The 25,135-nt window shown below is 61.5% G+C and carries 23 protein-coding genes and 1 pseudogene; 14 read left to right on the top strand and 10 right to left on the bottom strand.

The window, feature by feature from the left end:
• Positions 1-666 (bottom strand): LysR family transcriptional regulator (locus AC1DLB_RS08050; protein ID WP_477784842.1); only part of this gene is annotated, 666 nt, incomplete at its 3' end.
• 159 nt (positions 667-825) lie between these two features.
• On the opposite strand from AC1DLB_RS08050, the gene AC1DLB_RS08045 reads away from it, so the two are divergent.
• The 6 genes from AC1DLB_RS08045 (at position 826) to AC1DLB_RS08020 (ending at position 8,273) form a co-directional block, all read left to right on the top strand.
• Positions 826-2,463 (top strand): 5-guanidino-2-oxopentanoate decarboxylase, encoded by a 1,638-nt coding sequence (locus tag AC1DLB_RS08045; RefSeq protein WP_018926561.1) that lies wholly within the window; start codon positions 826-828, stop codon positions 2,461-2,463.
• 8 nt (positions 2,464-2,471) lie between these two features.
• A complete protein-coding gene (locus AC1DLB_RS08040) occupies positions 2,472-3,920 on the top strand; it encodes an aldehyde dehydrogenase family protein (protein ID WP_305411337.1) in 1,449 nt (482 codons plus the stop codon).
• A 218-nt stretch (positions 3,921-4,138) separates the two neighbouring features.
• On the top strand, positions 4,139-5,242 hold the full coding sequence (locus AC1DLB_RS08035; RefSeq protein ID WP_258672554.1) for an extracellular solute-binding protein: 1,104 nt from the start codon (positions 4,139-4,141) through the stop codon (positions 5,240-5,242).
• Positions 5,243-5,445: 203 nt separating this feature from the next.
• Positions 5,446-6,354, top strand: a complete 909-nt coding sequence (locus AC1DLB_RS08030; RefSeq protein ID WP_477784841.1) for an ABC transporter permease — start codon at positions 5,446-5,448, stop codon at positions 6,352-6,354.
• Positions 6,351-7,199 (top strand): ABC transporter permease, encoded by an 849-nt coding sequence (locus AC1DLB_RS08025; protein WP_258613202.1) that lies wholly within the window; start codon positions 6,351-6,353, stop codon positions 7,197-7,199. Before AC1DLB_RS08030 ends, AC1DLB_RS08025 begins: the two co-directional genes overlap by 4 nt.
• A gap of 18 nt (positions 7,200-7,217) precedes the next feature.
• On the top strand, positions 7,218-8,273 hold the full coding sequence (locus AC1DLB_RS08020) for an ABC transporter ATP-binding protein (protein ID WP_477784840.1): 1,056 nt from the start codon (positions 7,218-7,220) through the stop codon (positions 8,271-8,273).
• A 123-nt stretch (positions 8,274-8,396) separates the two neighbouring features.
• On the opposite strand, the gene AC1DLB_RS08015 is transcribed toward AC1DLB_RS08020, so the two are convergent.
• Positions 8,397-9,326 carry an AraC family transcriptional regulator N-terminal domain-containing protein gene (locus AC1DLB_RS08015; RefSeq protein WP_476212286.1) on the bottom strand — a complete coding sequence of 310 codons (930 nt, stop codon included), beginning with the start codon at positions 9,324-9,326 and terminating at the stop codon, positions 8,397-8,399.
• Positions 9,327-9,662: 336 nt separating this feature from the next.
• Here AC1DLB_RS08015 and AC1DLB_RS08010 point away from each other — a divergent pair, with 336 nt between their 5' ends.
• Both AC1DLB_RS08010 and AC1DLB_RS08005 read left to right on the top strand, forming a co-directional pair.
• A complete protein-coding gene (locus tag AC1DLB_RS08010; RefSeq protein ID WP_026286455.1) occupies positions 9,663-10,016 on the top strand; it encodes a putative quinol monooxygenase in 354 nt (117 codons plus the stop codon).
• 41 nt (positions 10,017-10,057) lie between these two features.
• The gene (locus AC1DLB_RS08005; protein WP_018926553.1) at positions 10,058-10,288 is read left to right on the top strand and encodes a hypothetical protein; all 231 of its coding nucleotides are present in this window, start codon (positions 10,058-10,060) and stop codon (positions 10,286-10,288) included.
• Here AC1DLB_RS08005 and AC1DLB_RS08000 read toward each other — a convergent pair whose 3' ends face one another.
• Positions 10,289-10,918: a flavin reductase family protein gene (locus AC1DLB_RS08000; protein WP_018926552.1), complete on the bottom strand. Its 630-nt coding sequence runs from the start codon at positions 10,916-10,918 to the stop codon at positions 10,289-10,291.
• Between the two features lie 160 nt (positions 10,919-11,078).
• Positions 11,079-11,270 (bottom strand): hypothetical protein, encoded by a 192-nt coding sequence (locus AC1DLB_RS07995; protein ID WP_018926551.1) that lies wholly within the window; start codon positions 11,268-11,270, stop codon positions 11,079-11,081.
• A gap of 206 nt (positions 11,271-11,476) precedes the next feature.
• Between AC1DLB_RS07995 and AC1DLB_RS07990 the strand changes: the two genes are divergently transcribed.
• Positions 11,477-12,106 carry a COG4705 family protein gene (locus AC1DLB_RS07990; protein WP_477784839.1) on the top strand — a complete coding sequence of 210 codons (630 nt, stop codon included), beginning with the start codon at positions 11,477-11,479 and terminating at the stop codon, positions 12,104-12,106.
• 112 nt (positions 12,107-12,218) lie between these two features.
• On the opposite strand, the gene AC1DLB_RS07985 is transcribed toward AC1DLB_RS07990, so the two are convergent.
• From AC1DLB_RS07985 to AC1DLB_RS07970, 4 genes and pseudogenes are all read right to left on the bottom strand, one after another.
• Positions 12,219-13,538, bottom strand: coding sequence for an MFS transporter (locus AC1DLB_RS07985; protein WP_018926549.1), 1,320 nt, complete (start codon positions 13,536-13,538; stop codon positions 12,219-12,221).
• Between the two features lie 313 nt (positions 13,539-13,851).
• Complete coding sequence (locus AC1DLB_RS07980) at positions 13,852-15,186, bottom strand: sigma-54-dependent transcriptional regulator (protein WP_477744538.1); 1,335 nt, start codon at positions 15,184-15,186, stop codon at positions 13,852-13,854.
• Positions 15,186-16,740 (bottom strand): annotated as a pseudogene (locus AC1DLB_RS07975) (sensor histidine kinase). Before AC1DLB_RS07975 ends, AC1DLB_RS07980 begins: the two are co-directional and overlap by 1 nt.
• 217 nt (positions 16,741-16,957) lie before the next feature.
• Positions 16,958-18,481 (bottom strand): fumarate hydratase, encoded by a 1,524-nt coding sequence (locus AC1DLB_RS07970; protein ID WP_018926542.1) that lies wholly within the window; start codon positions 18,479-18,481, stop codon positions 16,958-16,960.
• Between the two features lie 566 nt (positions 18,482-19,047).
• Between AC1DLB_RS07970 and AC1DLB_RS07965 the strand changes: the two genes are divergently transcribed.
• The 3 genes from AC1DLB_RS07965 to AC1DLB_RS07955 all read left to right on the top strand — a co-directional run bounded on the left by AC1DLB_RS07965 (position 19,048) and on the right by AC1DLB_RS07955 (position 21,980).
• Positions 19,048-20,154 (top strand): GGDEF domain-containing protein, encoded by a 1,107-nt coding sequence (locus AC1DLB_RS07965; RefSeq protein WP_477784838.1) that lies wholly within the window; start codon positions 19,048-19,050, stop codon positions 20,152-20,154.
• On the top strand, positions 20,147-21,082 hold the full coding sequence (locus tag AC1DLB_RS07960; RefSeq protein WP_477744540.1) for an iron-sulfur-binding ferredoxin reductase: 936 nt from the start codon (positions 20,147-20,149) through the stop codon (positions 21,080-21,082). The genes AC1DLB_RS07965 and AC1DLB_RS07960 overlap by 8 nt, the downstream gene beginning before the upstream one ends.
• Before the next feature lie 148 nt (positions 21,083-21,230).
• A complete protein-coding gene (locus AC1DLB_RS07955; RefSeq protein ID WP_477744541.1) occupies positions 21,231-21,980 on the top strand; it encodes an enoyl-CoA hydratase-related protein in 750 nt (249 codons plus the stop codon).
• Positions 21,981-22,077: 97 nt separating this feature from the next.
• Here the strand turns inward: AC1DLB_RS07955 and pyk are convergent, their stop codons facing one another.
• Positions 22,078-23,529, bottom strand: coding sequence for a pyruvate kinase (gene pyk, locus AC1DLB_RS07950; RefSeq protein ID WP_018926537.1), 1,452 nt, complete (start codon positions 23,527-23,529; stop codon positions 22,078-22,080).
• 173 nt (positions 23,530-23,702) lie between these two features.
• On the opposite strand from pyk, the gene AC1DLB_RS07945 reads away from it, so the two are divergent.
• Both AC1DLB_RS07945 and AC1DLB_RS07940 read left to right on the top strand, forming a co-directional pair.
• Complete coding sequence (locus AC1DLB_RS07945; RefSeq protein ID WP_018926536.1) at positions 23,703-24,077, top strand: tetratricopeptide repeat protein; 375 nt, start codon at positions 23,703-23,705, stop codon at positions 24,075-24,077.
• A gap of 237 nt (positions 24,078-24,314) precedes the next feature.
• On the top strand, positions 24,315-24,674 hold the full coding sequence (locus AC1DLB_RS07940; RefSeq protein WP_018926535.1) for a PilZ domain-containing protein: 360 nt from the start codon (positions 24,315-24,317) through the stop codon (positions 24,672-24,674).
• A 70-nt stretch (positions 24,675-24,744) separates the two neighbouring features.
• On the opposite strand, the gene AC1DLB_RS07935 is transcribed toward AC1DLB_RS07940, so the two are convergent.
• Entirely contained in the window at positions 24,745-25,131 is a 387-nt protein-coding gene (locus AC1DLB_RS07935; protein WP_477784843.1) for a DUF6124 family protein, read from the bottom strand.
• Positions 25,132-25,135 lie beyond the last annotated feature (4 nt).

Below are 25,135 nucleotides of genomic sequence, written 5' to 3'. Positions count from 1 at the left end.
GTCCAGGGTTTCGAAATGCTGGCCCTTGCCGACATTGCTCAGATGAATATCCGCCGCTTTCAACCAGGCTTTCCAGTCCCGTTCATCCCGGGTCGGATGCAGTAACAAGTGCTGTTGCAGGTCTGCCGGTGTCTGCAAGGCCAGTGGCCCTTCAAGCATCGGCCGGGAACACACGGGCGTCAGTTGCTCATCGAACAAATGATGGGAGGCCAGTGAGCTCTCCGGCGGCGGGCCATACATCACCGCCGCGTCGAATTGTTCACGATGAAAGTCCACGCCGTGTTTCACCGTGGTGGTCAATTCCACCGGCACATCCGGGCGTTCCTTTTGCCACTGCAACAGGCGCGGCAACAGCCAGCGCATCACGCAGGTCGGCGCCTTGAGTTGCAAGGTTTCGCGCTTCTCGCCGATCTGCTCCACGGCCTCATCGATCAGGCCGAAAATCTGCTGCACCCGTGGCAACCACTCACGTCCTTCGGCGGTCAGGCTCAAGCCCCGCGCCTGGCGAATGAACAGTTCATAGCCCAGATGATCTTCCAGCCCGGCGATCTGCCGGCTCACCGCGCCTTGGGTGATGTGCAGCTGTTCGGCGGCCCGGGTGAAGTTGCAGCACTGCGCGGTGATCAGAAAAGTGTGCAGCGCCGGCAGGGGAGGCAGTCGTTTCATTGGGATCCAAGGTATGACGTGAGGACATGGCTAGTATGACTTTTTATCCATTGTTGCGGCTACGTGTCGCCCGTTCCAATGAGGCCATTCCCGGGCCTGCCAATCCATCATAAACACTGCGCAGGCCCGGCGTCTCAAACGAACAAAAAGGGCAAACACATGGCGACGTGCGGCGAAGTATTGGTCAAGTTACTCGAAGATTACGGGGTCGAGCAGGTGTTCGGCATTCCCGGGGTGCATACCGTGGAGCTGTATCGCGGGCTGGCCCGTTCGAGCATCAACCACGTCACTCCACGTCACGAACAGGGCGCCGGGTTCATGGCCGACGGCTATGCCCGCACCAGCGGCAAACCGGGCGTGTGCTTCATCATCACCGGTCCAGGCATGACCAACATCACCACCGCCATGGGCCAGGCTTACGCCGACTCGATCCCGATGCTGGTGATCTCCAGCGTGCAATCGCGCAGCCAATTGGGCGGCGGGCGCGGCAAGCTGCATGAGCTGCCGAACCAGAGCGCACTGGTCGGCGGCGTGGCGGCGTTCTCCCATACCTTGATGTCGGCGGCGGAATTGCCGGGCGTGTTGGCGCGGGCCTTCGCGCTGTTCCAGGCCGGGCGTCCGCGTCCGGTGCACATCGAAATCCCGTTGGACGTACTGGTCGAAGAGGCCGATGACCTGCTCTCCAGCGTGCCAGTGAACATCGATCGTGCCGGTGCTTCGCCCAGCGCGATCAGCCGCATGACCGACCTGCTGGCCGGTGCCAAACGCCCATTGATTCTCGCGGGTGGCGGCGCCATCGATGCGGCGGCCGAGCTGACTGAACTGGCCGAGCTGCTGGATGCGCCAGTGGCCCTGACCATCAATGCCAAAGGCATGCTCGAATCCAGCCATCCGCTGCTGATCGGTTCGACCCAAAGCCTGGTGGCCACCCGTGCGCTGGTGGCCGAGGCTGACGTGGTGCTGGCCATCGGCACCGAACTGGCCGAAACCGATTACGACATCACCTTCGCCGGCGGTTTCGAAATCCCGGGCGTGCTGCTGCGCGTGGACATCGACCCAGACCAGACCGTGCGTAATTACCCGCCGAAGGTGGCGTTGGTGGCCGACTCGCGCAATGCCGCCCAGGCCCTGCTGAGTGCGCTGTCCCACAAGTCGCTGGCCGAGCGCCGCAATGACTGGGGCCAGGTGCGCGCCGCTCGCTTGCGAGAAGAGCTCGCCGCGACCTGGGACGCCCCGACCCTGGCCCAGACCCGCTTCCTGGAAACCGTGCTGTACGAATTGCCGAACGCGGTGTTCGTCGGCGATTCGACCCAACCGGTGTACACCGGCAACCTGACCTTCAACCCGGAGCGTCCGCGTCGCTGGTTCAACTCGTCCACCGGTTACGGCACCCTCGGTTACGCCTTGCCGGCGGCGATTGGCGCCTGGCTCGGTGGCAGCGTCGAAGGCGGCACGCGCCCTCCGGTGGTGTGCCTGATCGGCGACGGCGGCCTGCAATTCACCTTGCCGGAACTGGCCAGTGCGGTGGAAGCGCGTACGCCGGTGATCGTGTTGCTGTGGAATAACCAGGGCTACGAAGAGATCAAGAAATACATGGTCAACCGCGCCATCGAGCCGGTGGGCGTGGACATCTATACCCCGGACTTTATCGGTGTGGCCAAGGCCCTGGGCTGTGCGGCCGAAGCGGTCAACAGTGTTGACAGCTTGCGTGATGCGTTGCGCCTGGCCACCGATCGTCAGGGCCCGACCCTGATTGAAATCGACCAGACCCAGTGGATGAAGGCGGTGTCGCAATGAGTGCTCCCATGACCTTTCCGACGACCCTCGACGGCCTGTTCATCGATGGCCAATGGTCCGCTGGCAACGAACATCTGCGCGTGATCAACCCGGCGACCGAAGCCCTGCTGACCACCGTTAACGGCGGCGATGCACACGCTGTCGATCAGGCCGTCACCGCGGCGGCCAACGCTTTTAAGCAATGGTCGAAAACCACCGGAGCCGAGCGTGGGGCGATCCTGCGCAGAATCGCCGCAGGCGTGCAGGCCGGGCGTGAACAGTTGATGAAGTTGCAGTCGAGCAACAACGGCAAACCGCTGTTCGAAGCGGCCATCGACGTCGACGACGTGATCGCCACCTTCGAGTATTACGCCGGTCTGGCTGAAGGCCTGGACGCGAAACAAGACAGTGTCGTGGCATTGCCGAGCGACGATTTCAGCGCCCGTTTGCGCCGCGAACCGTGCGGTGTGGTGGGGCTGATCGTGCCGTGGAATTTCCCGATGGTCACCACCGCCTGGAAACTCGCCCCGGCCCTGGCCGCCGGTTGCTGCGTGGTGCTCAAACCGTCTGAAGTGACGCCGCTGCCGGAACTGGAACTGGCGACGATCATTGCCGAGGCCGGTGTGCCAAACGGTGTGTTCAACCTGGTCTGCGGCACCGGCCTTGCGGTCGGCGCACCGCTGTCGGCTGACCCGCGCATCGCCAAGATTTCCTTCACCGGCAGCAACGCGGTGGGCGTGCAGGTGATGCAGCGGGCAGCGGAAACCGTGAAAGGCGTGAGCCTGGAACTGGGCGGTAAATCCTCGCTGCTGGTGCTCGCCGATGCCGACATCGAACTGGCTGTGGAAGTGGCCTGCGGCGGCGGTTTCTTCAACGCCGGGCAGATGTGTTCGGCGACCAGTCGTGTGCTGGTTGCCGATGAGTTGGCGGATGAATTTGTCGCGCGATTAAAGGCCCGTGCCGAAGCCATTCGCGTGGCCGACCCGTTCGACCCGAACGTGGAAATGGGCGCACTGGTCAACCAGGCGCAATACCAGCGGGTGCTGGGCCACATCGATCGCGGTTTGAGCGCTGGCGCGAAGCTGATCTGCGGCGGCAATCGTCCGGCAGACCTGTCGCGCGGCTACTTTTTGCAGCCGACCGTTTTCATCGACGCGCCCCTCGACAGTGCGTTGTGGTGCGAAGAGATTTTCGGCCCGGTGATTTGCGTGCGCAGTTTCAGCTCTGAAGCCGAGGCGATCGCCTTGGCCAACGACAGCCCGTTCGGTCTGGTGGCCAGTGTGGTCACGCGCGACAGCGAGGCCGCCGATCGGGTCGCCAACGCTTTGCAGGCGGGGCTTGTGTGGATCAACGCGCCGCAAGTGATCTTCCCGCAGACCGCCTGGGGTGGCTACAAACAGAGCAGCATCGGCCGCGAATTGGGGCCGTGGGGCTTGCAGGCTTTCCAGGAAATCAAACACGTGATTCGGGCCGTCTGACAGCACGAAAACAGTGAGCGCATGCCTCTTGATGAGGCATGCGCCAACGTCATGGCTTCAATGAGTATTTATCGATAGTCAGGTGTTTTGCACGACCTCAGGATGAACCCGCCGGTCAAGCTCAAGTCCTTTGAAACCGGGGACTTCAAGCCGAACTGGCCGCGCGGATGCAACGGTTGCGACCAACCTCATACTTAAAAAAACAAAGGGAGTCCTTCATGGGCGAGCACGATCTGAACAGACGTCAATTCATCAAAACCGTGGGCGTGGCCTCGGTTGCCGCGGCAGCCATGAGCATGCCGTTCATCAAGGCCAACGCCAGCGACACGCGCTTTGCGGGCAAGACCCTGCGCCTGCTGACCTGGTCCGATGACACTGGCCTTGCAGCACTGCGCAACATCGCGGCGACCTTCGAAGACAAGTACGGCTGCAAGGTCATCGCTGACCGCACCGGCAGTACCTCGGAAATGGTCGCCAAACTCAAGGCCGGCGGTGATCGTCCACAGTACGACATCATCACCCTGGCCGGCGTCGGCGCCGAAGGCCTGGCCGCCGCCAACCTGCTGGAAAAACCCGACCTCAACCGCATCCCCAACCTGGTGGACGTGCCGGAGAAATATCGCACCGGCGCCAATGGCCACGGTATCGGTTACCTGCTGTGGTGCAACAGCCTGGTCTACAGCACCCGTACCCAGAAAGAAGCCCCGGACAGCTACGCCGCGATGTGGGACGCCGACCTGGCGCCGAACATTTTCCTGCCGCCGCCGAACTGGACCGAGGCCATGGACCTGATCATCATCGCCGCCAAACTGGCCGGTGGTGACGAACACAACATCGAGCCGGGCTTCAAGAAACTCGCCGAGCTCAAGAGCCGCGTGGTGACCCTGGGTGAAAACCCGAACCAGATCGCCGAGCTGTTCCGTACCGGGTCCCTGGACATGGGCGGCTTGTACGCACCGGCGTTTTTCCCCAAACAGATCCGCGACCCGGCCTACGGTCTGGGCGCCACGTTCGGCATGAAGGAAGGTTTCTACACCGACCTGATGCTCTCGGTGATGCCGAAAAACCGTCCGGGCGATACCGACCTGGCCTACGCCTTCATCAACCACTCTCTGGACCCGCTGGTGCAGGGCAAGATGGCCGAAGACATCTACAACGGTCCGGTCAACGCCAAGGCGATCATCTCCGCCGAAGCCCGCAAGAGCCCGTATATCCTTACGCCGGAGCAGATCGCCGAGAAGGCGATCATGCACGACAACGCCTTCCTGGCCACCGTGCATGACCAATGGATTCGTCGTTACACGGAAATCTTTTCTTCCTGATTTCTGCGGTTTGAAGATTCATTGTGGCGAGGGAGCTTGCTCCCGCTCGGCTGCGTAGCAGCCGCAAAACCAGGCACCGCGTTCTATCTGAAAGGGCGCGGTGATTGATTGGGGTCGCTGCGCAACCCAGCGGGAGCAAGCTCCCTCGCCACAGGTTTTGCCGAATCTCAGTCTTGCTGCTTTCCATTGACGAGACCCTTGCTATGGAACACCAACCTCTGACCCATCCGGTAAGCGTCGCACCCACGCGCGCTAATCGGGGTGTCTCACCGACAGTGCGTGCGTGGTTTTTCCTGTCGCCGTCGATGCTGTTTCTCGGCGTGCTGATTGYCGCCAGCCTCCTGGTGCTGCGCATGAGCGTGGGCACCAAAGGTGCGGAGTGGTCCGGCTTCAGCCTGGCCAGTTACGCGCAATTGCTGGAACCGTACTACCTCAAATCCTTGCTGCTGACCCTGCGCCTGGCGCTGATCAGCGCGGTGATCGCGGTGCTGCTGGCGATCCCGGTGGCCTACACCATGTCGCGGCTGACCTCACCGTTCGTGCGGCGGATTTTCCTGGCGGCGGTGCTGTTGCCGTTGCTGGTCAACCTGTTGCTGCAAAGCTACGGCTGGCTGGTGATTCTCGGCCCGGGCGGGATGCTCAATCAGGCGCTGATGGGCCTGGGCCTGATCAAGCGGCCGATCATGCTGCTGTACAACCAGAACGGCGTATTGATGGGCCTGGTGCAAACCGCGTTCCCGTTGGCTGTGCTGCCGATTGCCAGTGCCATGCGCGGAGTCGCCCGCACTTACGAAGAAGCCGCTGCAACCTTGGGCGCCAGTCGCCTGCAGGTGTTTCGCCAAGTGGTGTTGCCGATGAGTTTTCCGGGGATCATCACCGGCGCGACGTTGGTGTTTGCCTACAACGCCAGCAGCTTCGTGGTGCCTTTGCTGCTCGGCGGTCGGCGCGTGCCGATGCTGGCGGTGATGGTCCATGACCAGATCGCCCCGCTGATGAATTGGCCCGCCGCGTCCGCTGCCGGCGTGGTGCTGATCGTTACCACCCTGGCAATCATGACCTTGTCCGAATACATCACTGGCCGTCGTCGGCGCATGCTGGAGGCTTCCCAATGAGCACTTTGATCAAGAAGCGTCAGTCGTTGCTGCCGGGCGATACCGGCAAGTTCGCCGGCATCCTCTCGGGCTTCATTTTGCTGTTGGCGGTGCTGCCGATCCTGACCATGATCGTCATGTCGTTCAGCGGCGCCTCGAACCTCGACTTTCCGCCCAGCAGCTACAGCCTGCAATGGTACAAGGCCGCCTGGCACACGTTCGTCTCACCGGATGCCAGCGACGTGCTGAGCCTGGGCAAAGCCATGAGCACCAGCCTGATGGTGGCCTGCCTGACCATGATCTTCGCCACGATCATCGCGGTGCCGGCGGCTTACGCGCTGACCCGTTGCGAGTTCCGCGGCAAGGCCGTGGCGCTGCAATTGATGTCGCTGCCACTGGTGTTCCCGATGGTGGTGTTGGGCCTGGCCTTGCTGCTGGTGTTCGACAGCCTGCCATTCCAGATCACCACCTCGCGGCTGGTGATTGCCCATGTGATTCTAGCGCTGCCGTTCGTGGTGAAGAACTGCACGGCAGCGATGCTCTCCATCGGCAGCGAAGTCGAAGAGGCCGCGCAAATGCTCGGCGCTTCACCGACTCGGGCGATTGTCGATGTGGTGGTGCCGTTGATGAAGTCGGGGATTCTGGCGGGCATGCTGCTGGCGTTCATCGTCTCGTTCAACGAATTCACCGTGACCTATTTCCTCTACACCATCGACGTCATGACCGTGCCGATCTGGATGTACAGCCGCACCGTGTCTTCGCTCGACCCTACCGTTTTCTCGTTTGCCGTGCTGATCGTGCTGATCGACTTCGTGCTCATTTGGGCGCTGGAAAAGTTGGTTGGCGAAGGCGGCGTTTCGTTCTGATTTCTTGAGGTGATTCAAATGACTGGTCTGATTCTGGAAAACGTCGAGAAACATTACGGCTCGGCCTGCGCGGTAAAGGATGTAAACCTGCATTTGCCCGAGGGCAAACTGGTGTGTTTCCTCGGCCCGTCGGGCTGCGGTAAAACCACTTTGCTGCGGATGATCGCCGGGCTCGAAACCCTGACCGGCGGCGAGATTCGCCTGGACGGTGAAGACATCGGCCATACCCCTGCGCATCAGCGCAATTTCGGCATGGTGTTTCAATCCCTGGCGCTGTTCCCGCACATGACGGTGGGGGAGAACATTGCCTATCCGCTGAAACTGCGTGGGGTCAGCAAGGCTGATCAGCAGGCGCGGGTGGTGGAGTTGCTTGAGCTGATTCAACTGCAGGAAATGATTGATCGCCCGGTGGCGAAACTCTCCGGCGGTCAGCGTCAGCGTGTGGCGATTGCCCGGGCGATTGCTTCGCGGCCGAAAATCCTGCTGCTCGACGAACCGCTGTCGGCGCTGGACGCCAAGTTACGCGAGTCGATGCAGGTGGAAATCCGTCAGCTGCAACAGCGCTTGAACATCACCACCATCATGGTCACCCACGACCAGCGCGAAGCCATGACCATGGCCGACATCGTGGTGGTGCTGGGTGAGCATCGGGTGCAGCAGGTGGGCACGCCGATTGAGATTTATCGGCACCCGGCCAACGAATTCGTCGCGGACTTCATCGGTTCGGGGAATATTTTCCCGGCCACGGCGTTGGGCAATGGCAAGGTCAGCCTGCCCGGCGGTGATGCGCTGCAAGTGCCGATCTGCAGCAGCATCGTGGTGGGGGAGAAGGTGAAAATGCTGATTCGCCCCGAAGACCTGCAGCTGWCGCAACCGCAGGCCACGGCGGGGAATCGCTTGCTGGGCAAGGTGACGTTTGTGCGGGATATCGGCGCGACCATCGAAACCACCGTCGAATGTTCCGGGGTGTCGTTTACCGCGTTGAGCACGCCGTGTCAGGACGTTGGGTTGAGCATTGGCAATCCGGTGTCGGTGACCTTGCCGGCTGAGGCGTGCCGAGTACTGAGCGCCTGAACAAACACCCCCATCCTCGTAGGAGCGAGGCTTGCCCGCGAAGGCTATTTCATACTCAGCATTGATGCTGGCTGATACGACGCCTTCGCGGGCAAGCCTCGCTCCTACAGGGTATGAATCTGATTACACGGACAACCGCAACCGCGCCAAATCCCGCAGCGGCGGTGCCCCGAACAATCGGCTGTACTCGCGGCTGAACTGCGAAGGGCTTTCATACCCCACCCGATACCCTGCCGCCGACGCTTCCAGCCCTTCGGCCAGCATCAACCGCCGCGCTTCTTGCAGGCGCAGCTGTTTCTGATATTGAAGCGGACTCATCGCCGTCATCGCCTTGAAGCGGTGATGCAGCGTCGACACGCTCAGGTTCACTTCCCGCGCCAGATCATCGATGCGCAGCGGTTGCTCATAATTGCCGTTGAGCCATTTGATCGCCTGGCCGATGCGATGGCTCTGGCTGTTGGCGATGGCAATCTCATACAGCCGATGCCCCTGCTGGCTGCGCAACAGCCGATACAGAATCTCCCGACGAATCAGCGGCGCCAGCATGGCGATGTCTTTCGGTGTGTCCAGCAAACGCGCCAGGCGCAGCACGGCGTCGAGCATGGCCGCGTCGATCCGCTCGACATACAGGCCTCGGCCCGTGGGCCGTGTGGGCAGGCCGATGGGGCCGGCGTCGGCAATCAGCGCGGTGATTTCCGCCGGGTCGATGTCCAGCCGCACCGCGAGGATCGGTTCTTCGGGCGAGGCATTCACCACCCGCCCGCTCAGGGGCATCGAGACCGATACCACCAGGTAATTCAGCGGGTCGTAATTGAAGTGTTCGTCCGCCAACCGAACTTCCTTGCGTCCCTGGGCCATGATGCACAGGGCCGGTTGGGCCAGCCCCGGGGCGAAATCATGGGATTTGCTGTGACGCGACATGAACAGCGAACCGACGGCGGTGGCGTAGGAACCATCGTCCAGCGTGTTGCGACGGATGAGGTCGGCCAGTTCCGCGCGCTGTTTTTCCATGTCAGCKGGAAGCGGAGCCTGAAAGTGATCGAGCGACGACATGCAGGGAATCCTCCGTGAAGTGTTGGTCATGGGCCGAGCTTAAATTTGTGCAAGGGACAGCGGTAGACACATCCTGTCAAAAGCTTGCCTGATTCTGCGCGGGGTGAATACACGAGGCTGCCATAGCAGGGCAACGTGGATGAAACTTGCTTAAAAGTGGTGTGACAGCGGTGTGACAATACTTTGCGCGCTGTTACAGAGGCTTTTTGCAGTTGCGCAGGATTGTGCAATAAGCCGGCAGAAATCGACTAACGCTGACTGTGATGCGCCGCCTAATCTTGGATCCTGTCGCAGCCCGTCCCACGGCTGCCACTCGACTCCCTGGGAGGGTTGAACATGTCTACGCAGATCCCCGTCAGTCATATGGCCTTCGTTCGCGCCCGCGCCGGGCGTTCGGCAGAACTCGGTGCGCGCCTGAGCGCCCTGATCGAACCGTCGCGCAACGCGCCGGGTTGCCTGAGCTTCGCCCTGCAGCACTCGCAATGTGATCCCGAGCTGTGGCTGGTGTCCGGTTTCTGGGCCAGCCAACAGGCGATGACCGCTTACTTCGGCAGCCCGGCGATGCAGATTTTTGCCGAACTGGTGCAGGAAATGGTGGTCAACAGCCTGGATTTCCATACTTTCAAGGATGTCTCGGCGACCCAGGCCCTCGGCCAGTCCCAGGCAGCGGTACACAAACTGGCCGGTTGAGGGTTTAATGGCGCAACTCTCCATTAGCCAGGATCCGCGACATGGCACGTAAAGCCTTTGAACACTTCGAAGCCGTTTCAGCAGTAGTACCGAGCGAGGGCGGTTACCACGCCGCGATTGCCGTCAAAGCCCTCGGTGGTTCCGGTGCCCCGGTTTTTCACAAAGTGCTGGAAGGCCAGACGTTCAAGACCGCTCATGAAGCCGACGAGGCCGCGGCCAAAGAGCTGACCCACCTCAAAGACGTCAAACAAGACGCCGACCTGCTCTGGTAATCACTTGACCGCCCCCGGGCGGAACATCTTGAACAGTGCCTCTGGCCCCAGCTGAAAATAATCCGCTGGCCCGCCGCCGCGCAGAATCGGTTCTGCCGCGGCGGTGTCGTACACCCCATCCTTCAACAGCCATTTGGCGATGTGCACGGCGACCACTTCGCCGAGAATCAGCCAGCTCGGCACCACTTCCTTGTTGGCGCGCTGCAACTGAATGATCTGCGTGACCTTGCACTCGAAGGACACCGGGCTTTCGGCGACCCGTGGCACCTGAATGATCTTCGACGCGGCGGTGGTCAGCCCGGACAGTTCGAACTCGTTGACTTCCGGCCCGACCATGGCGCAGCTCTGGTTCATCTGCTCGGCCAGCGGACGCGTCGCCAGGTTCCAGGCGAACTCGCCGGTCTGCTCGATGTTGTTCAGGCTGTCTTTGCGCCCGACACTGGAAAACCCGATGATCGGCGGGATGTAGTTGAAGGCGTTGAAGAAGCTGTAGGGCGCCAGGTTCAGGCGACCGTTGGCGTCCTGGGAGGAAATCCAGCCGATGGGACGCGGGCCGACGATGGCGTTGAACGGGTCATGGGGCAGGCCATGGCCGTTGGCGGGTTCGTAGAAATGGATATCGTCGGGCATGGAGTGAATTCCTGAGGGCGTCCGGGAGGTGAGCATGGTGCAAGGGCCAGCGGCAGATTTCAATCAGTGGGAGTGGGGCTTCTGTGGCGATCACCGGGTTTTGCTTTCCCCAGAAATGACTAAGCCCGGCCAGAGCCGGGCTGTGTGGTGCGTACAGGGATCAGTTGGTACGGGCAGCGTCGGTGCGATCGACGCTGTCGGTAGCGACTTTGGCCGCGTCGGTGCGGCTGTCGTCTGCGGTGTTGCTTTGCGCAGTGAAGACGGCGGAACCGGTGCGGTCGTAACCATCGGCGGCGAAGGTATTGGCCGCCAGCACAGAGAGGGTCAGGGCAAGCATCAGTTTGGTTTTCATGGGTAACTCCAGTTTGCACATTGCAATGAATTGATCGACGGGGGGCAGGATGCGTACTGGGCATTAACCAGCGATTAATCGGGCTCTCTTGTCTGCGTGACAGAATTTTCATCCTGCACTTACCTATTTTTCACCGCTCCACCGCCAGTCTGCGCACCGGTCAATAACCCGAAGAAACGACTGCCACGAACTGGAGCTTGCCTTGAATGAATAAACTTCCTCAGATCACCCTGGCGTTCTGGGTCATGAAAATCTGCGCAACGACCCTGGGTGAGTACTGGATCGTGATTCTGTCGACCAGCACCGCAGGCACCACCATGTCCGACTTCATGGACCGCACCCTTGAATTGGGCTACGCCACGGGTTCGATGATCCTGATTGCGATTCTGCTGGGGATATTCGCGGCCTGGCGCTTGAGCGGCGATTCGCTGAACGTCACCAAGGTCCAGACCTTCCGGGGCGAGATGTTCTATTGGATGGCGATTCTGTTTTCCAACACCCTGGGCACGGCGCTTGGCGATTACCTGGCCGACGACTCGGGCCTGGGTTTTGCCGGCGGCGCACTGTTGATCGGTTCGACCATTGCGCTGGTGGTGCTGTTGAAATACTTCACGAAGATTTCGTCGGTGCTGCTGTTCTGGGTGGCGTTCGTGTTGACGCGGCCATTCGGCGCAACCTTGGGCGACTTCCTGACCAAACCCCATGCAAAGGGTGGCCTGGATTTGGGCACCATCGGTTCTTCGCTGGTGTTGGCGGGGGTTCTGGTGGTGATGATTGCGGGGGCGTCTTACGTGCAGGGCAAGTACGCGAAGCAGACGGCGGCTGAGTTGACCTGATACCGAGGTGTCCCGTTCGCGGGCAAGCCTCGCTCCTACAGATGATCGCGTACCCCTGTAGGAGCGAGGCTTGCCCGCGAAGAGGCCGGTACAGCCGCCATCAATGTTGCTGTCAGTCGGTCTCGATCCGCGAATGCTTGCGGGTGTCTTTCATGGTCACGTACACCAGCAACGACACCGCGATGCACGCCGTGACATACCAGTAGTAACCGGTTTCCATGCCGATGCTCTTGAACCACAGGGCGATGTATTCAGCGGTGCCGCCGAAGATCGACACGGTCAGTGCGTACGGCAGGCCGACGCCCAGGGCGCGGATTTCGGTCGGGAACAATTCGGCTTTGACCACCGCGTTGATCGAGGTGTAGCCGCTGACGATGATCAGCGCCGCCATGATCAGGAAGAACGCGCCCCACCAGCTCTGGATGGTGTGCAGGGTGGTCAGGATCGGTACGGTGAACAGCGTCCCGAGAATGCCGAAGGCAATCAGGATCGGCCGCCGACCGACTTTATCCGACAGCCCGCCGATGATCGGTTGCAGGCACATGAACAGGAACAGCGTGGCCGCGGAAATCGTGGTGGAGTCGGAGATGCTCATGCCGACGGTGTTCACCAGGTATTTCTGCATGTACGTGGTGTAGGTGTAGAACGCCAGCGTGCCGCCCATGGTCAGGCCGACCACGGTCATCAGTTCCTTGGGATGGCGCAGCAAGGTGCGCATCGCGCTTTCTCGGGCTTTCTCTTTCTTGGTGAACGACTCGGTTTCTTCCATGCCGCGACGCAGGTATAGCGCGACCACGGCACACAGCGCGCCGATGGCGAACGGAATGCGCCAGCCCCAGGCGTACAGCTCTTCGGTGGTCAGGAAGTTTTGCAGCACGATCAGCACACCCAGGGCGATGAGCTGGCCGGAGATCAGCGTCACGTACTGGAAACTGGAGTAGAAGCCGCGACGTTCCTTGGTCGCCATCTCGCTGAGGTACGTTGCCGAGGTGCCGTACTCACCCCCCACCGACAAACCTTGCAGCAGGCGGGCGAACACCAGCAGGATCGGCGCGCCGATACCGATGGTTTCATAGCCCGGGCTCAGGGCGATCAGCAGCGAGCCGAAGCACATCAGGTAGACCGACGCCATGAGCGCGGCTTTACGGCCGGCCTTGTCGGCGTAGAGGCCCATCAGCCAACCGCCGATCGGGCGCATCAAAAAGCCCACGGCGAAGATTGCGGCGGTGTTGAGCAGTTGGGCGGTGGTGTCGCCTTTGGGGAAGAAGACTTTGGCGAAGTACAGGGAGAAGGCGGCGTAGACGTACCAGTCATACCACTCGACCATGTTGCCGACAGAGCCGCTGAAGATCGATTTGATCCGGCTGGCGGTGCTTCTTTCTTTAGCCGGCACGGCAGCCGACCCAAGGGGCAGGGCGTTGGAGTTATCCATTGAAGGATCCTTCGTTTAATTGTTTTTGTGGAGCGCGTGTAAACGCAGCCTGCAGGGGCTATAGCAGGAGCTGTGCCAAGGGGAGGAGGGCCGGTTTAGAGGGGGTGAGAGGTTTTGTTGAGCGGATAGTCGCTCAAGGTATGCGTAAGTATGAGCGGATTTCCGCCGATCACTTGTGGCGAGGGGGCTTGCCCCCGTTGGAGTGCGAAGCGCTCCCCGGCATTTTTTCAGGTACACCACATTTGCAGATTTTACGACTGCTTCGCAGCCGAACGGGGCGATGCGGCGTTCCGACAAGCCCCCTCGCCACAGGTCATGTGTCGGATATGAACATCTCCCGGCTCAAGCCATGGCGCTGCATCTTTTCATTGAAGGTCCGGCGCGGCAGTTGCAGTTCTTCAAGCACCGCTTTCACATCGCCCTTATGCCGGGTCAGCGCCGCGCGCAAGCAATGCGCTTCGAAGGCTTCCGCCTGCGCCGCCAGTGACTGGCCGGGATCGATCCCCACCGGTTCCGGTTCGCCGAGGCCCAGCACCTGGCGCTCGGCGACGTTGGCCAGCTCGCGCACATTGCCTGGCCAGTCGTGGCTCAGCAGATGGCTCAATTGCGGCCCGCTCAACGGTGGAAAGGTACGGCCAAGACGTTCGGCGGCACTTTGCGCGAAGAACTCGAACAACAGCGGAATGTCTTCACGCCGATCGCGCAACGGCGGCAGCCGCAGCTCGGCGACGTTCAAGCGATAGGCCAAATCCTCGCGAAAACGCCCGGCCCGGGCTTCATCCAGCAAGTCGGGTTTGGTCGCGGCGATGATCCGCAAATCCACGTGGATACTCTGATTGGAGCCCAATCGCTCGAGCTTCTGCTCCTGCAACACCCGCAGCAGTTTCACCTGCTGCGCCAGCGGCATGCTTTCGATTTCATCGAGAAACAGTGTGCCGCCGTCGGCGTATTCGAGCTTGCCGATGCGTTTGCCCTGGGCGCCGGTGAACGCGCCGCTCTCATGGCCGAACAGTTCGGCCTCGAACAACTGCTCGGGAATCGCCGCGCAGTTCAGCGCGACAAAGGGTTGGTCGGCGCGGGGGCCGAAGTCGTGCAGGCAGCGGGCAACCAGTTCCTTGCCGCTGCCGGTTTCGCCACGGATCAGCACATTGACCGGCAGCGTCGCCAGATCCAGCACTTGCCGGCGCAGCGTCTGCAAACCACGGGACACTCCCAGCAGGGTGGCATCGAGTTTGGCGCGATTGTCGGCCTGTTCGTGCAGGGCACGGTTTTCCAGCACCAGCCGGCGCTTGTCCAGCGCCCGACGCAGGCTGCTCAGCAGGGTTTCCGGGCTGAAGGGTTTTTCGAGGAAATCGTAGGCGCCATCGCGCATCGCTTCGACGGCCATCGGCACATCGCCGTGACCGGTCAGCAAGATCACCGGTAAATCGGCGTCGCGGCGCTGCACTTCGGCCAGCAGTTCCAGCCCGCTCATGCCGGGCATGCGCACATCGCTGAGAATCACCCCAGGGAAGTGTTTCGGCAGTTGCGCCAGGCACTCATCGGCGCGGCTGAACAGCTGCACCTCGAACCCCGACAGGCTCAGCCACTGTTCGACGGCGCTGCGGATGCTGCTTTCGTCATCGACCACCATCACCGAATTGAGCATCAGGCAGCTACCTCCAGATCAATGGGCAACGTCAGGCTGAACACCGCGCCTTTTTCGCCATTATCGGCGCTCAGGCGTCCGCCCGCTTCGTGGACGATGGCAAAGGACACGGCCAGCCCCAAGCCCAGGCCATCACCCACCGGCTTAGTGGTAAAGAATGGATCGAACACCTGGCTCAAGTGTTCTTCGGCAATGCCGCCGCCATTGTCGATCACACTCAGGCGCCATAGCTGTTCATCGGCTTCGAGACGAATTTCCAGACGCTTGCAGGGTTTGCCCTGCATGGCGTCCAGGGCGTTGCGCAGCAGGTTGATCAGCACCTGTTCCAGACGAATCGCATCGCCACGTACCCAGGCCGGACGGGTCAGGTGCAGCACCAGGCTGACCTGTTCATCGCGCAGGCGCGCGTCGAGCAATTGCAGGGCCTGATCCACCACCGCCGCCAGATCCAGTCGTTCGCGCAAACCGCTGGGGCTTTTGCGCGCGAAGGTTTTCAGGTGGCCGGTGAGGGCGGCCATGCGCGTGAGCATGTCGTCCACCGGTTTGAGCGCCTTGTAGGCGTCGTCGACCCGGCCGTGATCGAGTAGCAACCTCAGCGTAGCAAGCTGCATGCGCTGGGCGGTCAGGGGCTGATTGATTTCATGGGCCAGCGCTGCGGACATCTGCCCCAGCGCCGCGAGTTTGGCCGATTGGGTGCAAGGTCCAGCCTTCAGTGCTCAGCGGCAGCGATTCCCACAGGTAGTTTGCCGTGCCGTCAGGTCCGACGACGCGCGCCAGATCACTGTTGTCGTCAAAGCGCTGCAGCGATTGGTAATCCAGCGGTGTCAGCGGTTGTTTGTCGTATTGGCGGGTGGCCTTGAGCTCGGTGTGATCGCTGTCGTTCAACGGTTTCAACAGGCGATAGCGCCAGCCCGGCTGGTTGGCAATGAAGATGATCCCGCGCGCATCGCTGACCAGCAACGTGTCGCTGCCCTGACGCCATTCGCGCTCCAGTTCCGGGAATTCCAGTTTCACCACCATGGCGCCGAGGAACTCGCCGCTGTCGCGGGTCACCGCGCTGGAGAGAAAGTAACCGGGAATGCCACTGGTGACGCCTACCGCATAAAAGCGCCCGGCGCCCTGGGTGCGGGTCTGGCTGAAGTAAGGGCGAAAACCGTAGTTGTGGCCGACGTAACTGCTGGGCAAACGCCAATTGCTGGCGGCCACGGCCAGGCCGGTGCGGTCGAGCAGTTCCAGAGTCGAGGACTGCGCCGCACCGTTGATTTTTTCCAGTTTGCGGTTCAGTGCGTCCTGTTGCTCAGGCGTTACCGGGCCATCGAGCGCGGCGCGCAACTCCGGGTCCAGTGCCAGCACGGCGGGCAGGGCTCGGTAGCGGTCGATCAGGGTATGCAGGGAATTGGCGTACAGCGCCAGTTGCTGGTTGGCGCGGGCGGCGTCTTCTTCCAGCGCCTGGCGTTCGGCGTGGCGGATGGCCAGGGTGGCGGCGAGGACGGCACCGGCGACGATCAGCAGGGAGTACAACGACAGACGCAGGGTACGGGAGGTCGGCAGCATGCTGGCGCAAACAGAGAGTAAGTCGGGCGGGCACCATACCATGCAGGTGATCGGCTCGGCGTCCTGTTCGCGCACTCACCGATCGTTCGGGCGACTGACAGGCTTGAGAGTTGCCAAAGTACCAGGTTTTTCTATCGCGAACGGTTTGGACACTGGATAAAAAAAACGGCCGGGTCATCCATAACGATGAGCCGGCCGTACGGGCAGACTGAAGCGCTTACTGCACTTCCACCGCCAGGCTTTCGCTGATCTTCTGCTGCCAGATCGCAGGGCCAGTGATGTGTACCGACTCACCCTTGCTGTCCACCGCAACGGTGACCGGCATGTCTTTCACGTCGAACTCGTAGATCGCTTCCATCCCCAGTTCGGCGAACGCCACCACGCGGGATTTCTTGATCGCTTGCGCCACCAGGTAAGCCGCGCCGCCGACTGCCATCAGGTAAACGGCTTTGTGGTCCTTGATCGCTTCGATTGCGGTCGGGCCGCGCTCGGATTTGCCGATCATGCCCAACAGGCCGGTTTGCTCGAGGATCTGACGGGTGAACTTGTCCATCCGCGTGGCGGTAGTCGGGCCAGCCGGGCCAACCACTTCTTCGCGCACCGGATCAACCGGGCCGACGTAGTAGATGAAGCGACCTTTCAGGTCCACCGGCAGGGCTTCGCCCTTGTTCAGCATCTCGACCATGCGCTTGTGCGCGGCGTCGCGGCCGGTGAGCATCTTGCCGTTGAGCAGGACGGTTTCGCCCGGCTTCCAGCTCTGCACTTCTTCCGGTGTCAGGGTGTCGAGGTTGACGCGACGGGCCGATGGGCCGGCTTCCCAGACGATTTCCGGGTAGGCGTCCAGCGGTGGCGCTTCCAGCGAGGCCGGGCCGGAACCGTCGAGCACGAAGTGCGCGTGACGGGTGGCGGCGCAGTTCGGGATCATGCACACCGGCAGGGAGGCGGCGTGGGTCGGGTAATCCATGATCTTCACGTCGAGCACGGTGGTCAGACCGCCCAGGCCCTGGGCACCGATGCCCAGTTGGTTAACCTTCTCGAACAGCTCCAGGCGCATCTCTTCGATACGGTTCTGCGGGCCGCGTGCTTTAAGCTCGTGAATGTCGATGGATTCCATCAACACTTCCTTGGCCATCACGGCGGCTTTCTCGGCGGTGCCGCCGATGCCGATGCCGAGCATGCCCGGTGGACACCAGCCGGCGCCCATGGTCGGAACGGTTTTCAAAACCCAGTCGACGATCGAGTCGGACGGGTTGAGCATGGCCATTTTCGACTTGTTCTCGGAACCGCCGCCCTTGGCCGCCACGTCCACTTCCACGGTGTTACCCGGAACGATGGAGTAGTGGATAACGGCCGGGGTGTTGTCCTTGGTGTTTTTACGAGCGCCCGCCGGGTCGGCGAGGATCGAGGCACGCAGGACGTTTTCCGGCAGGTTGTAAGCCCGGCGCACGCCTTCGTTGATCATGTCGTCCAGGCCCATGGTGGCGCCATCCCAACGTACGTCCATGCCTACGCGCACGAACACGGTGACGATGCCGGTATCCTGGCAGATCGGGCGGTGGCCGGTGGCGCACATGCGCGAGTTGATCAGGATTTGCGCRATGGAATCGCGGGCTGCCGGCGATTCTTCACGCAGGTAGGCCTCGTGCATCGCCTGGATGAAATCCACGGGGTGGTAGTAAGAAATGAATTGCAGGGCGTCAGCAACGCTCTGAATCAGGTCGTCTTGCTTGATCACGGTCATCGAGTCGCGCTCCTCTAAAAGACGGGAACATTCAATAAGGTGCCTGCGGCTTGGGTGCATCGGTCGGTCGCAGACACCTTTCAAGGCACGCCGGGCATGCTGGCGCGACGCTAAAAAGGCGCGGCAGTATACCGCGCATCAAAGGCGGGTACATCCGTTGACAGTCAAACGTTGRTCGCATACATCGCCGGTGCGGATCGCCACGAATCCTGATATAGCCGCACAACGCGAACCTGTAGCAGCTGCCGAAGGCTGCGTTCGGCTGCGAAGCAGTCGTAATATCAGAGATTTGCGGTATGTCAGGCAGACCGTGTCAGCCGGATTCACGACTGCTTCGCAGCCGAACGCAGCCTCGCAAGCTCGACAGCTGCTACAGCGAACGCAGTCTTCGGCAGCTGCTACCTGGAATGCAGCAAGGCTCGACTCACAGGAAGCGGGTCATGGGTTTGACGCCAGATTTTCGCCACAAAAATTGAATGGTCATTTATCAGACTCGCCACTAAAGTGGCATCCGGCCTGTAGAGTAGGACACTCTGACAGCCTCCTTTCGCACGGTGAATCAACGATTGACCCATAACGCCATCCAGCGGCTTTTGCTCAAACGCTTTGCCCTTGCGGCCGGCACTTATGCCCTGGCCTTGCTGCTGGTGTGGCTGGCGTTTTTCACCGGCCATTACAACGACTCCCTTGCTGGCATGGTGATCGGCAGCGTGTTGACGGTGTTCAGTCAGGCCGTGTTGTTCGCGGTTTTTTACAGCGGCACGAACCTGCGGTGTTCCGACCCCAGCCTGACCGAAGTGCAAATTCTGCTGGGGCTGGGTTGGCAAYCCTGGCTGATCGCCCATCTGGACGAGGCGCGCGGTGCGTTTCTGGTGTTTTACCTGCTGATCCTGTTGTTCGGGCTGTTTCATCTGTCGCGTATTGCTTTTGTGCGTTGCGCGTTGCTGGTGTTTTTCAGTTTCAGCGCCATCACGTTATGGGAGCTCTACCACTTCGAGCTGCACGACCCGACGCAGTCCCTGTTGCAGGTGTGCGTGCTGTTTGTGGTGCTCGGCTGGCTGGTGCTTTATGCCCGTTACGTCCAGGTGTCGCGCCAGCGTATGCGGCAGCGGCGGTTCGCCTTGCAGGCGCATCAGGACACCCTGCGCGGGATGATGCGCCAGCTCGAAGGCCTGGTGGCGACCGACGAACTCACCGGGCTGTTCAACCGCCGGCATTTCCTGCGCCTGGCCTCCCGCGAGCTGAACGCCATGGAAGTCGGTGTGGTGCATGGCCTGGCGCTGATCGACCTCGACCACTTCAAACGCATCAACGATGTTCACGGCCACGCCGCCGGTGATCAGGTGCTGCAAGCGTTCGCCGGAGTGGCCACGGCCTGCCTGCGCGATGGCGATATTCTGGCCCGTTACGGCGGTGAAGAATTCGTGGTGCTGTTGCCCGATTGCGATGCCGAGCGCCTGACGGCCTGTTGCGAGCGCTTGCGCATAGCCTTCATGGATGTCGAATTGGTCGGCCTGGAGATCGCCCACCTCAGCCTGTCGGCGGGCATGACCTTGTTGGAACTGGGCCACGATCTGGATCACGCCTTGCACCGCGCCGATCAGGCGCTGTACCGCGCCAAGCGTGACGGCCGTAACCGTTGCGCGGCCGCCTGGGAGAATGTCGATGCCTGAGTTACGGGTCGGCGAACGCCAATGGGCAGTGGCGGCGGGCAGTAACCTGCTCGATGCCCTCAATCAAAACGGCGTGCCGGTGCCCTATAGCTGCCGCGCCGGCAGTTGCCACGCGTGCCTGGTCAAATGTGTCGAGGGCCTGCCCAGCGACAGCCGTCCCGATGCCTTGAGCAATGAACAGCGCCAACAGGGCTGGCGGTTGGCCTGTCAGTGCCAGGTGGTTGACGATCTGCAAGTCGAAACTTTTGACCCGCTGCGCGATGGTCTTGCCGCGCAAGTGGTCGCCAGCGATTGGCTGAGCGCCAGCGTGTTGCGCTTGCGCCTGAGCAGCGAGCGCCCGTTGCGCTATCAGGCGGGGCAGCATCTGGTGTTGTGGGCGGGGCAGGTGGCGCGGCCATATTCCCTGGCCAGCCTGCCGGAAGAAGACCGCTTTCTGGAATTCCACCTCGATTGCCGCCAACCGGGGAAGTTCAGTGACGCGGCGCGTCGCTTGAAAATCGGCGATCCGATCCGCCTCGGCGAGTTGCGCGGCGGGGCGCTGCATTACGATCCGGACTGGCACACCCGCCCGCTGTGGTTGCTGGCGGCCGGCACCGGTCTGGGGCCGTTGTTCGGCATCTTGCGTGAAGCGTTGCGTCAGCATCACCAGGGCGCCATCCGCGTCATTCACCTGGCCCATGATGCCAGTGAACATTATCTGGCCAAACCCCTGCAAGCCATGGCCGAGGGCCGTGAAAACCTTAATGTCGAGCTGTGGACGGCGGCCGAGTTGCCCGCGGCTTTGGCGCAACTGCGCCTTGTTTCCCGGCAAACCCTGGCCTTAGTCTGCGGAGCACCCGACAGCGTCGACGCCTTTGCCCGGCGCCTGTACCTGGCGGGTTTGCCGCGCAATCAACTGCTGGCGGATGTCTTTGTACCCCATGGTTGAGCGCTGATTGCTGTGGCGAGGGGGCTCGCCCCCGTTGGGCTGCGAAGCGGCCCCAAAAGTTTGTGAGCGCTGCGCACTGGAGCGCCAGCCCGGTCAAGCGGGAGCAAACTCCCTCGCCACAGTTGATCCTCTCAGATCAGGACACGCCATGCCCGACGCCATCCAGTTTGAACGTGAGCGCGGTTTACTGACCCTGCGCCTCAACCGCCCGGAAAAGAAAAACGCCCTGAACCGTGCCATGTACAGCCAACTGGCGGAGGGCTTGCGGCTTGCCGACAGCGATCCCGACATCAACGCCGTGCTGATCACCGGCAGCTCCGAGTGCTTCACGGCTGGCAACGACATTGCCGACTTCATCCAGCAACCGCCGGGCAACCTCGACAGCCCGGTGTTTCACTTCATGCTCGGCCTTCTTGAGTGCCGCAAGCCGGTGATCGCTGCGGTAGCCGGCGCGGCGGTGGGGATCGGCACGACGATGCTGCTGCATTGCGATCTGGTTTATGTCAGTGCGGCTGCGAGGTTGCGCATGCCATTCGTCAATCTGGGGTTATGCCCGGAGTTCGGCTCCAGCCTGATCCTGCCGCGCTTGCTTGGGCAGGCCAAAGCGGCGGAGTTGTTGCTGTTGGGTGAAGGGTTCAGCGGTGAACAGGCTGCGGCGTGGGGCATTGCGACTGAGGCCTTGGGCAGTGGCGAGGCGGCGTTGGCCAAGGCGCGGGAGATGGCGTTGCGGTTCGAGTCATTGCCACCGGAAGCGGTGCGCATCAGCAAGCAATTGATGAAAGCGCCGGACCGGGAACAGCTGCGCCAGGTCATAGAAGAAGAGGGCGCGTTGTTCACCCAGCGGTTGCGCTCGCCGGAAGCGATGGCGGCGTTGTCAGCGTTTATCAGCAAACACTAACCGATCGTTCCCACGCTCTGCGTGGGAACGATCACCACAGACGAAAAAAGCCCCACCATTCACATGGCGGGGCTTTTGTTTTTCAGCTATCGGTCACTCAGACCTGCGGGTCGCCCACGTGCAGGATCTTCATGCCGTTGGTACCGCCGGTGGTGTGGTAGCTGTCGCCCTTGGTCAGGATCACCCAGTCACCTTTCTGCACGACGCCGCGCTTGACCAGCTCGTCGATGGCTTTCTGGCTGACTTCGTTCGGTGCCAGCGAGGCCGGGTCGAACGGAACGGTGTACACGCCACGGAACATCGCTGCGCGGGCCTGGGCTTCGCGGTGCGGGGTGAACGCGTAAATCGGCACCGACGAGCGGATACGCGACATGATCAGCGGGGTGTAGCCGCTTTCGGTCAGCGCGATGATCGCTTTCACGCCTGGGAAGTGGTTGGCGGTGTACATGGTTGCCAGCGCGATGCTCTCGTCGCAGCGCTCGAATTCCTTGCCGATGCGGTGGCTGGAGGTCTTGCTGGTCGGGTGCTTTTCAGCGCCGATGCAGATGCGCGCCATGGCTTGCACCGCTTCCAGCGGGTACAGGCCAGCAGCACTTTCAGCCGAGAGCATCACGGCGTCGGTGTAGTCGAGCACGGCGTTGGCTACGTCGGACACTTCGGCGCGGGTCGGCATCGGGTTCTGGATCATCGACTCCATCATTTGGGTCGCGACGATCACGGCCTTGTTGTGGCGACGTGCGTGCAGAATGATTTTCTTCTGAATGCCCACCAACTCAGCGTCGCCGATTTCCACACCCAGGTCACCACGGGCCACCATCACCGCGTCGGAGGCCTTGATCAGGCCGTCGAGGGTTTCGTCGTCGGCCACGGCTTCGGCGCGTTCGATCTTCGCCACCAGCCAGGCGGTGCCGCCGGCTTCGTCGCGCAGTTGACGGGCATATTCCATGTCGGCGGCGTCACGGGGGAAGGACACGGCGAGGTAGTCGACTTCCATTTCGGCGGCGAGCTTGATGTCGGCCTTGTCTTTCTCGGTCAGGGCCGGTGCCGTCAGGCCACCGCCGCGACGGTTGATGCCTTTATGGTCCGACAGCGGGCCGCCGATGGTCACGGTGCAGTTCAGTTCGGTGGCGGTGGCGGTATCGACGCGCATCACCACGCGGCCGTCGTCGAGCAGCAGCTCRTCGCCCACGCCGCAGTCTTTCACCAGGTCCGGGTAGTCGATGCCGACCACTTGCTGGTTGCCTTCGGTCAGCGGATGGCTGGTGGAGAAGGTGAATTGATCACCGATCTTCAGCTCGATCCGCTTGTTGGCGAATTTGGCGATACGGATTTTCGGGCCTTGCAGGTCACCCAGCAGGGCGACGAAGCGGCCGTGCTTGGCAGCGAGGTCACGCACCAGCTTCGCGCGAGCCTTGTGCTCGTCGGGGGTGCCGTGGGAGAAGTTCAGGCGGGCGACGTCCAGGCCAGCCAGAATCAGCTGTTCGAGAACTTCCGGCGAGTTACTGGCCGGGCCAAGGGTAGCGACGATTTTGGTACGACGAACGGACATGCAAAGACTCCTGAGTTCAAGCGCTAGCAGAGGCTACTATGGTCTTTGGGTGTAGTCATTGTTCGTTTGCACTACTTATTGCTTTCTTTATTGAACGTGACAACTTTGCAGCACGCCATCCTGAAGATTTCCGACAACGGGTCGATACAAAGCGCAAGACAGGAGATCCCCTTATGCGATTCGTGCTCATTGCCGTCCTTGCCCTCAGTGCTGCGGGCTGCACCCATTGGTCGATGGACCATCATTTGAACAATGCCTACAGCGCCTACGAACGCGGCAACTGCGAACAGGTGATGCTCGAACTGTCCAAGGTCGATCGTGAAAGTCGTTCCCGCCGCTACGTACAGCCGGAAGTGTCGATGATGCGCGGCCAGTGCCTGGAACGGCAGAAGCTGTTCATCGATGCGGCGCAGACTTATCAGTTCATCATTGCCTCGTACCCGCAAAGCGAATATGCCTATCGCGCCCGTGCCCGTCTGGAAACCTTGCAGAGCCTGGGCCATTACCCAGCGCGCAGCGCGGCGGCCGTGCGCCCGACGCAGTTCTGATGGCCACTGTCATGCAACGGCTGGCGGCCCGGCGGTGGTGAGCTATAGTCGAATGGATCGGTTTTAGAGCCTTGCCTCTAAACCGGGGTGATACCTGTGATCGGCAGCAGTAAGCGTCAGCGTTGTAAGGACTGACGCACCAGGATCGGGGAGAGCGCGCCCAGGCTTATCAAGCAGCCGGCACGTTCCGAAGCATTAGTGCGGCCCTGCTTAAGGGCCTTGCTGGGCCATTTGCGCATGTTTACCGACCGCCGGATCGAGCGGCATCAACTGCCGTATTTTCTGAAAGTGTTCAACAGCGTCACCGACAAACCCATCGGCTTTCTGGGCAACTTGTCCAGCGACGGGCTGATGCTCATCAGCCAGTTGCCGATGATGGTGGGCGTCGACTTTGACCTGCGATTGAAAATCCCCGCCAGCGACGGCTGCCAGCAGGTCATTGACCTGAAGGCGTGTTGCCTGTGGTGCCATGAAGACGCCACGCCCCACCATTACGACACCGGGTTCAGCCTGCAACGGGCACCGCCGGAGTATGGGCAATTGGTGGAGGCGTTGACGCAGTACTTCAGTTTTCAGCCGTTGCCTGCTTCGGCCTGAAGTTCTGTGGTGCCTGTACTGACGCTATCGCGGCCTTGCCCGCGAAGGCGTCAGCCCAGGCGCCAGCTATTTAAGCCCCGGCCACCTTGATCGCCTTCTCGTTATCCAGCGACCGCTCCACCAGCATCAACCCCAACTCACTCATCCGGTAAATCGCCATCGCCAGATGTCGCGGCTTGTCGTCCAGGCTTTCCGCCAGGTCGAGCAGCAGAATGCTGACCGTCGAAAAGGTTTCGTAGGTCTCGATGGTCAAGGCTTCGGGATTGGCATCGGGGACAACGGTGAACATTTTCATGGATCGTTCCTCGGTGGGGCGTTCGTTGGCAAAACGCGGCTCAGTGTTTTCCTGTTTGAGATAGTGATCTAGAGCCCTGTTGGCAGCGTCTTGGAGTTTTCTTGAGTCGAGGGATCCGTAGGGGGAACGCGGGATGGTATTGAGTGAATTGGGTCGAGGCATTGAC

The sequence above is a fragment of the Pseudomonas sp. 05N434 genome, assembly GCF_056396965.1.
Note: the sequence above shows the minus strand (reverse complement) of the source record. Positions and strands in the feature narration are given on the sequence as shown.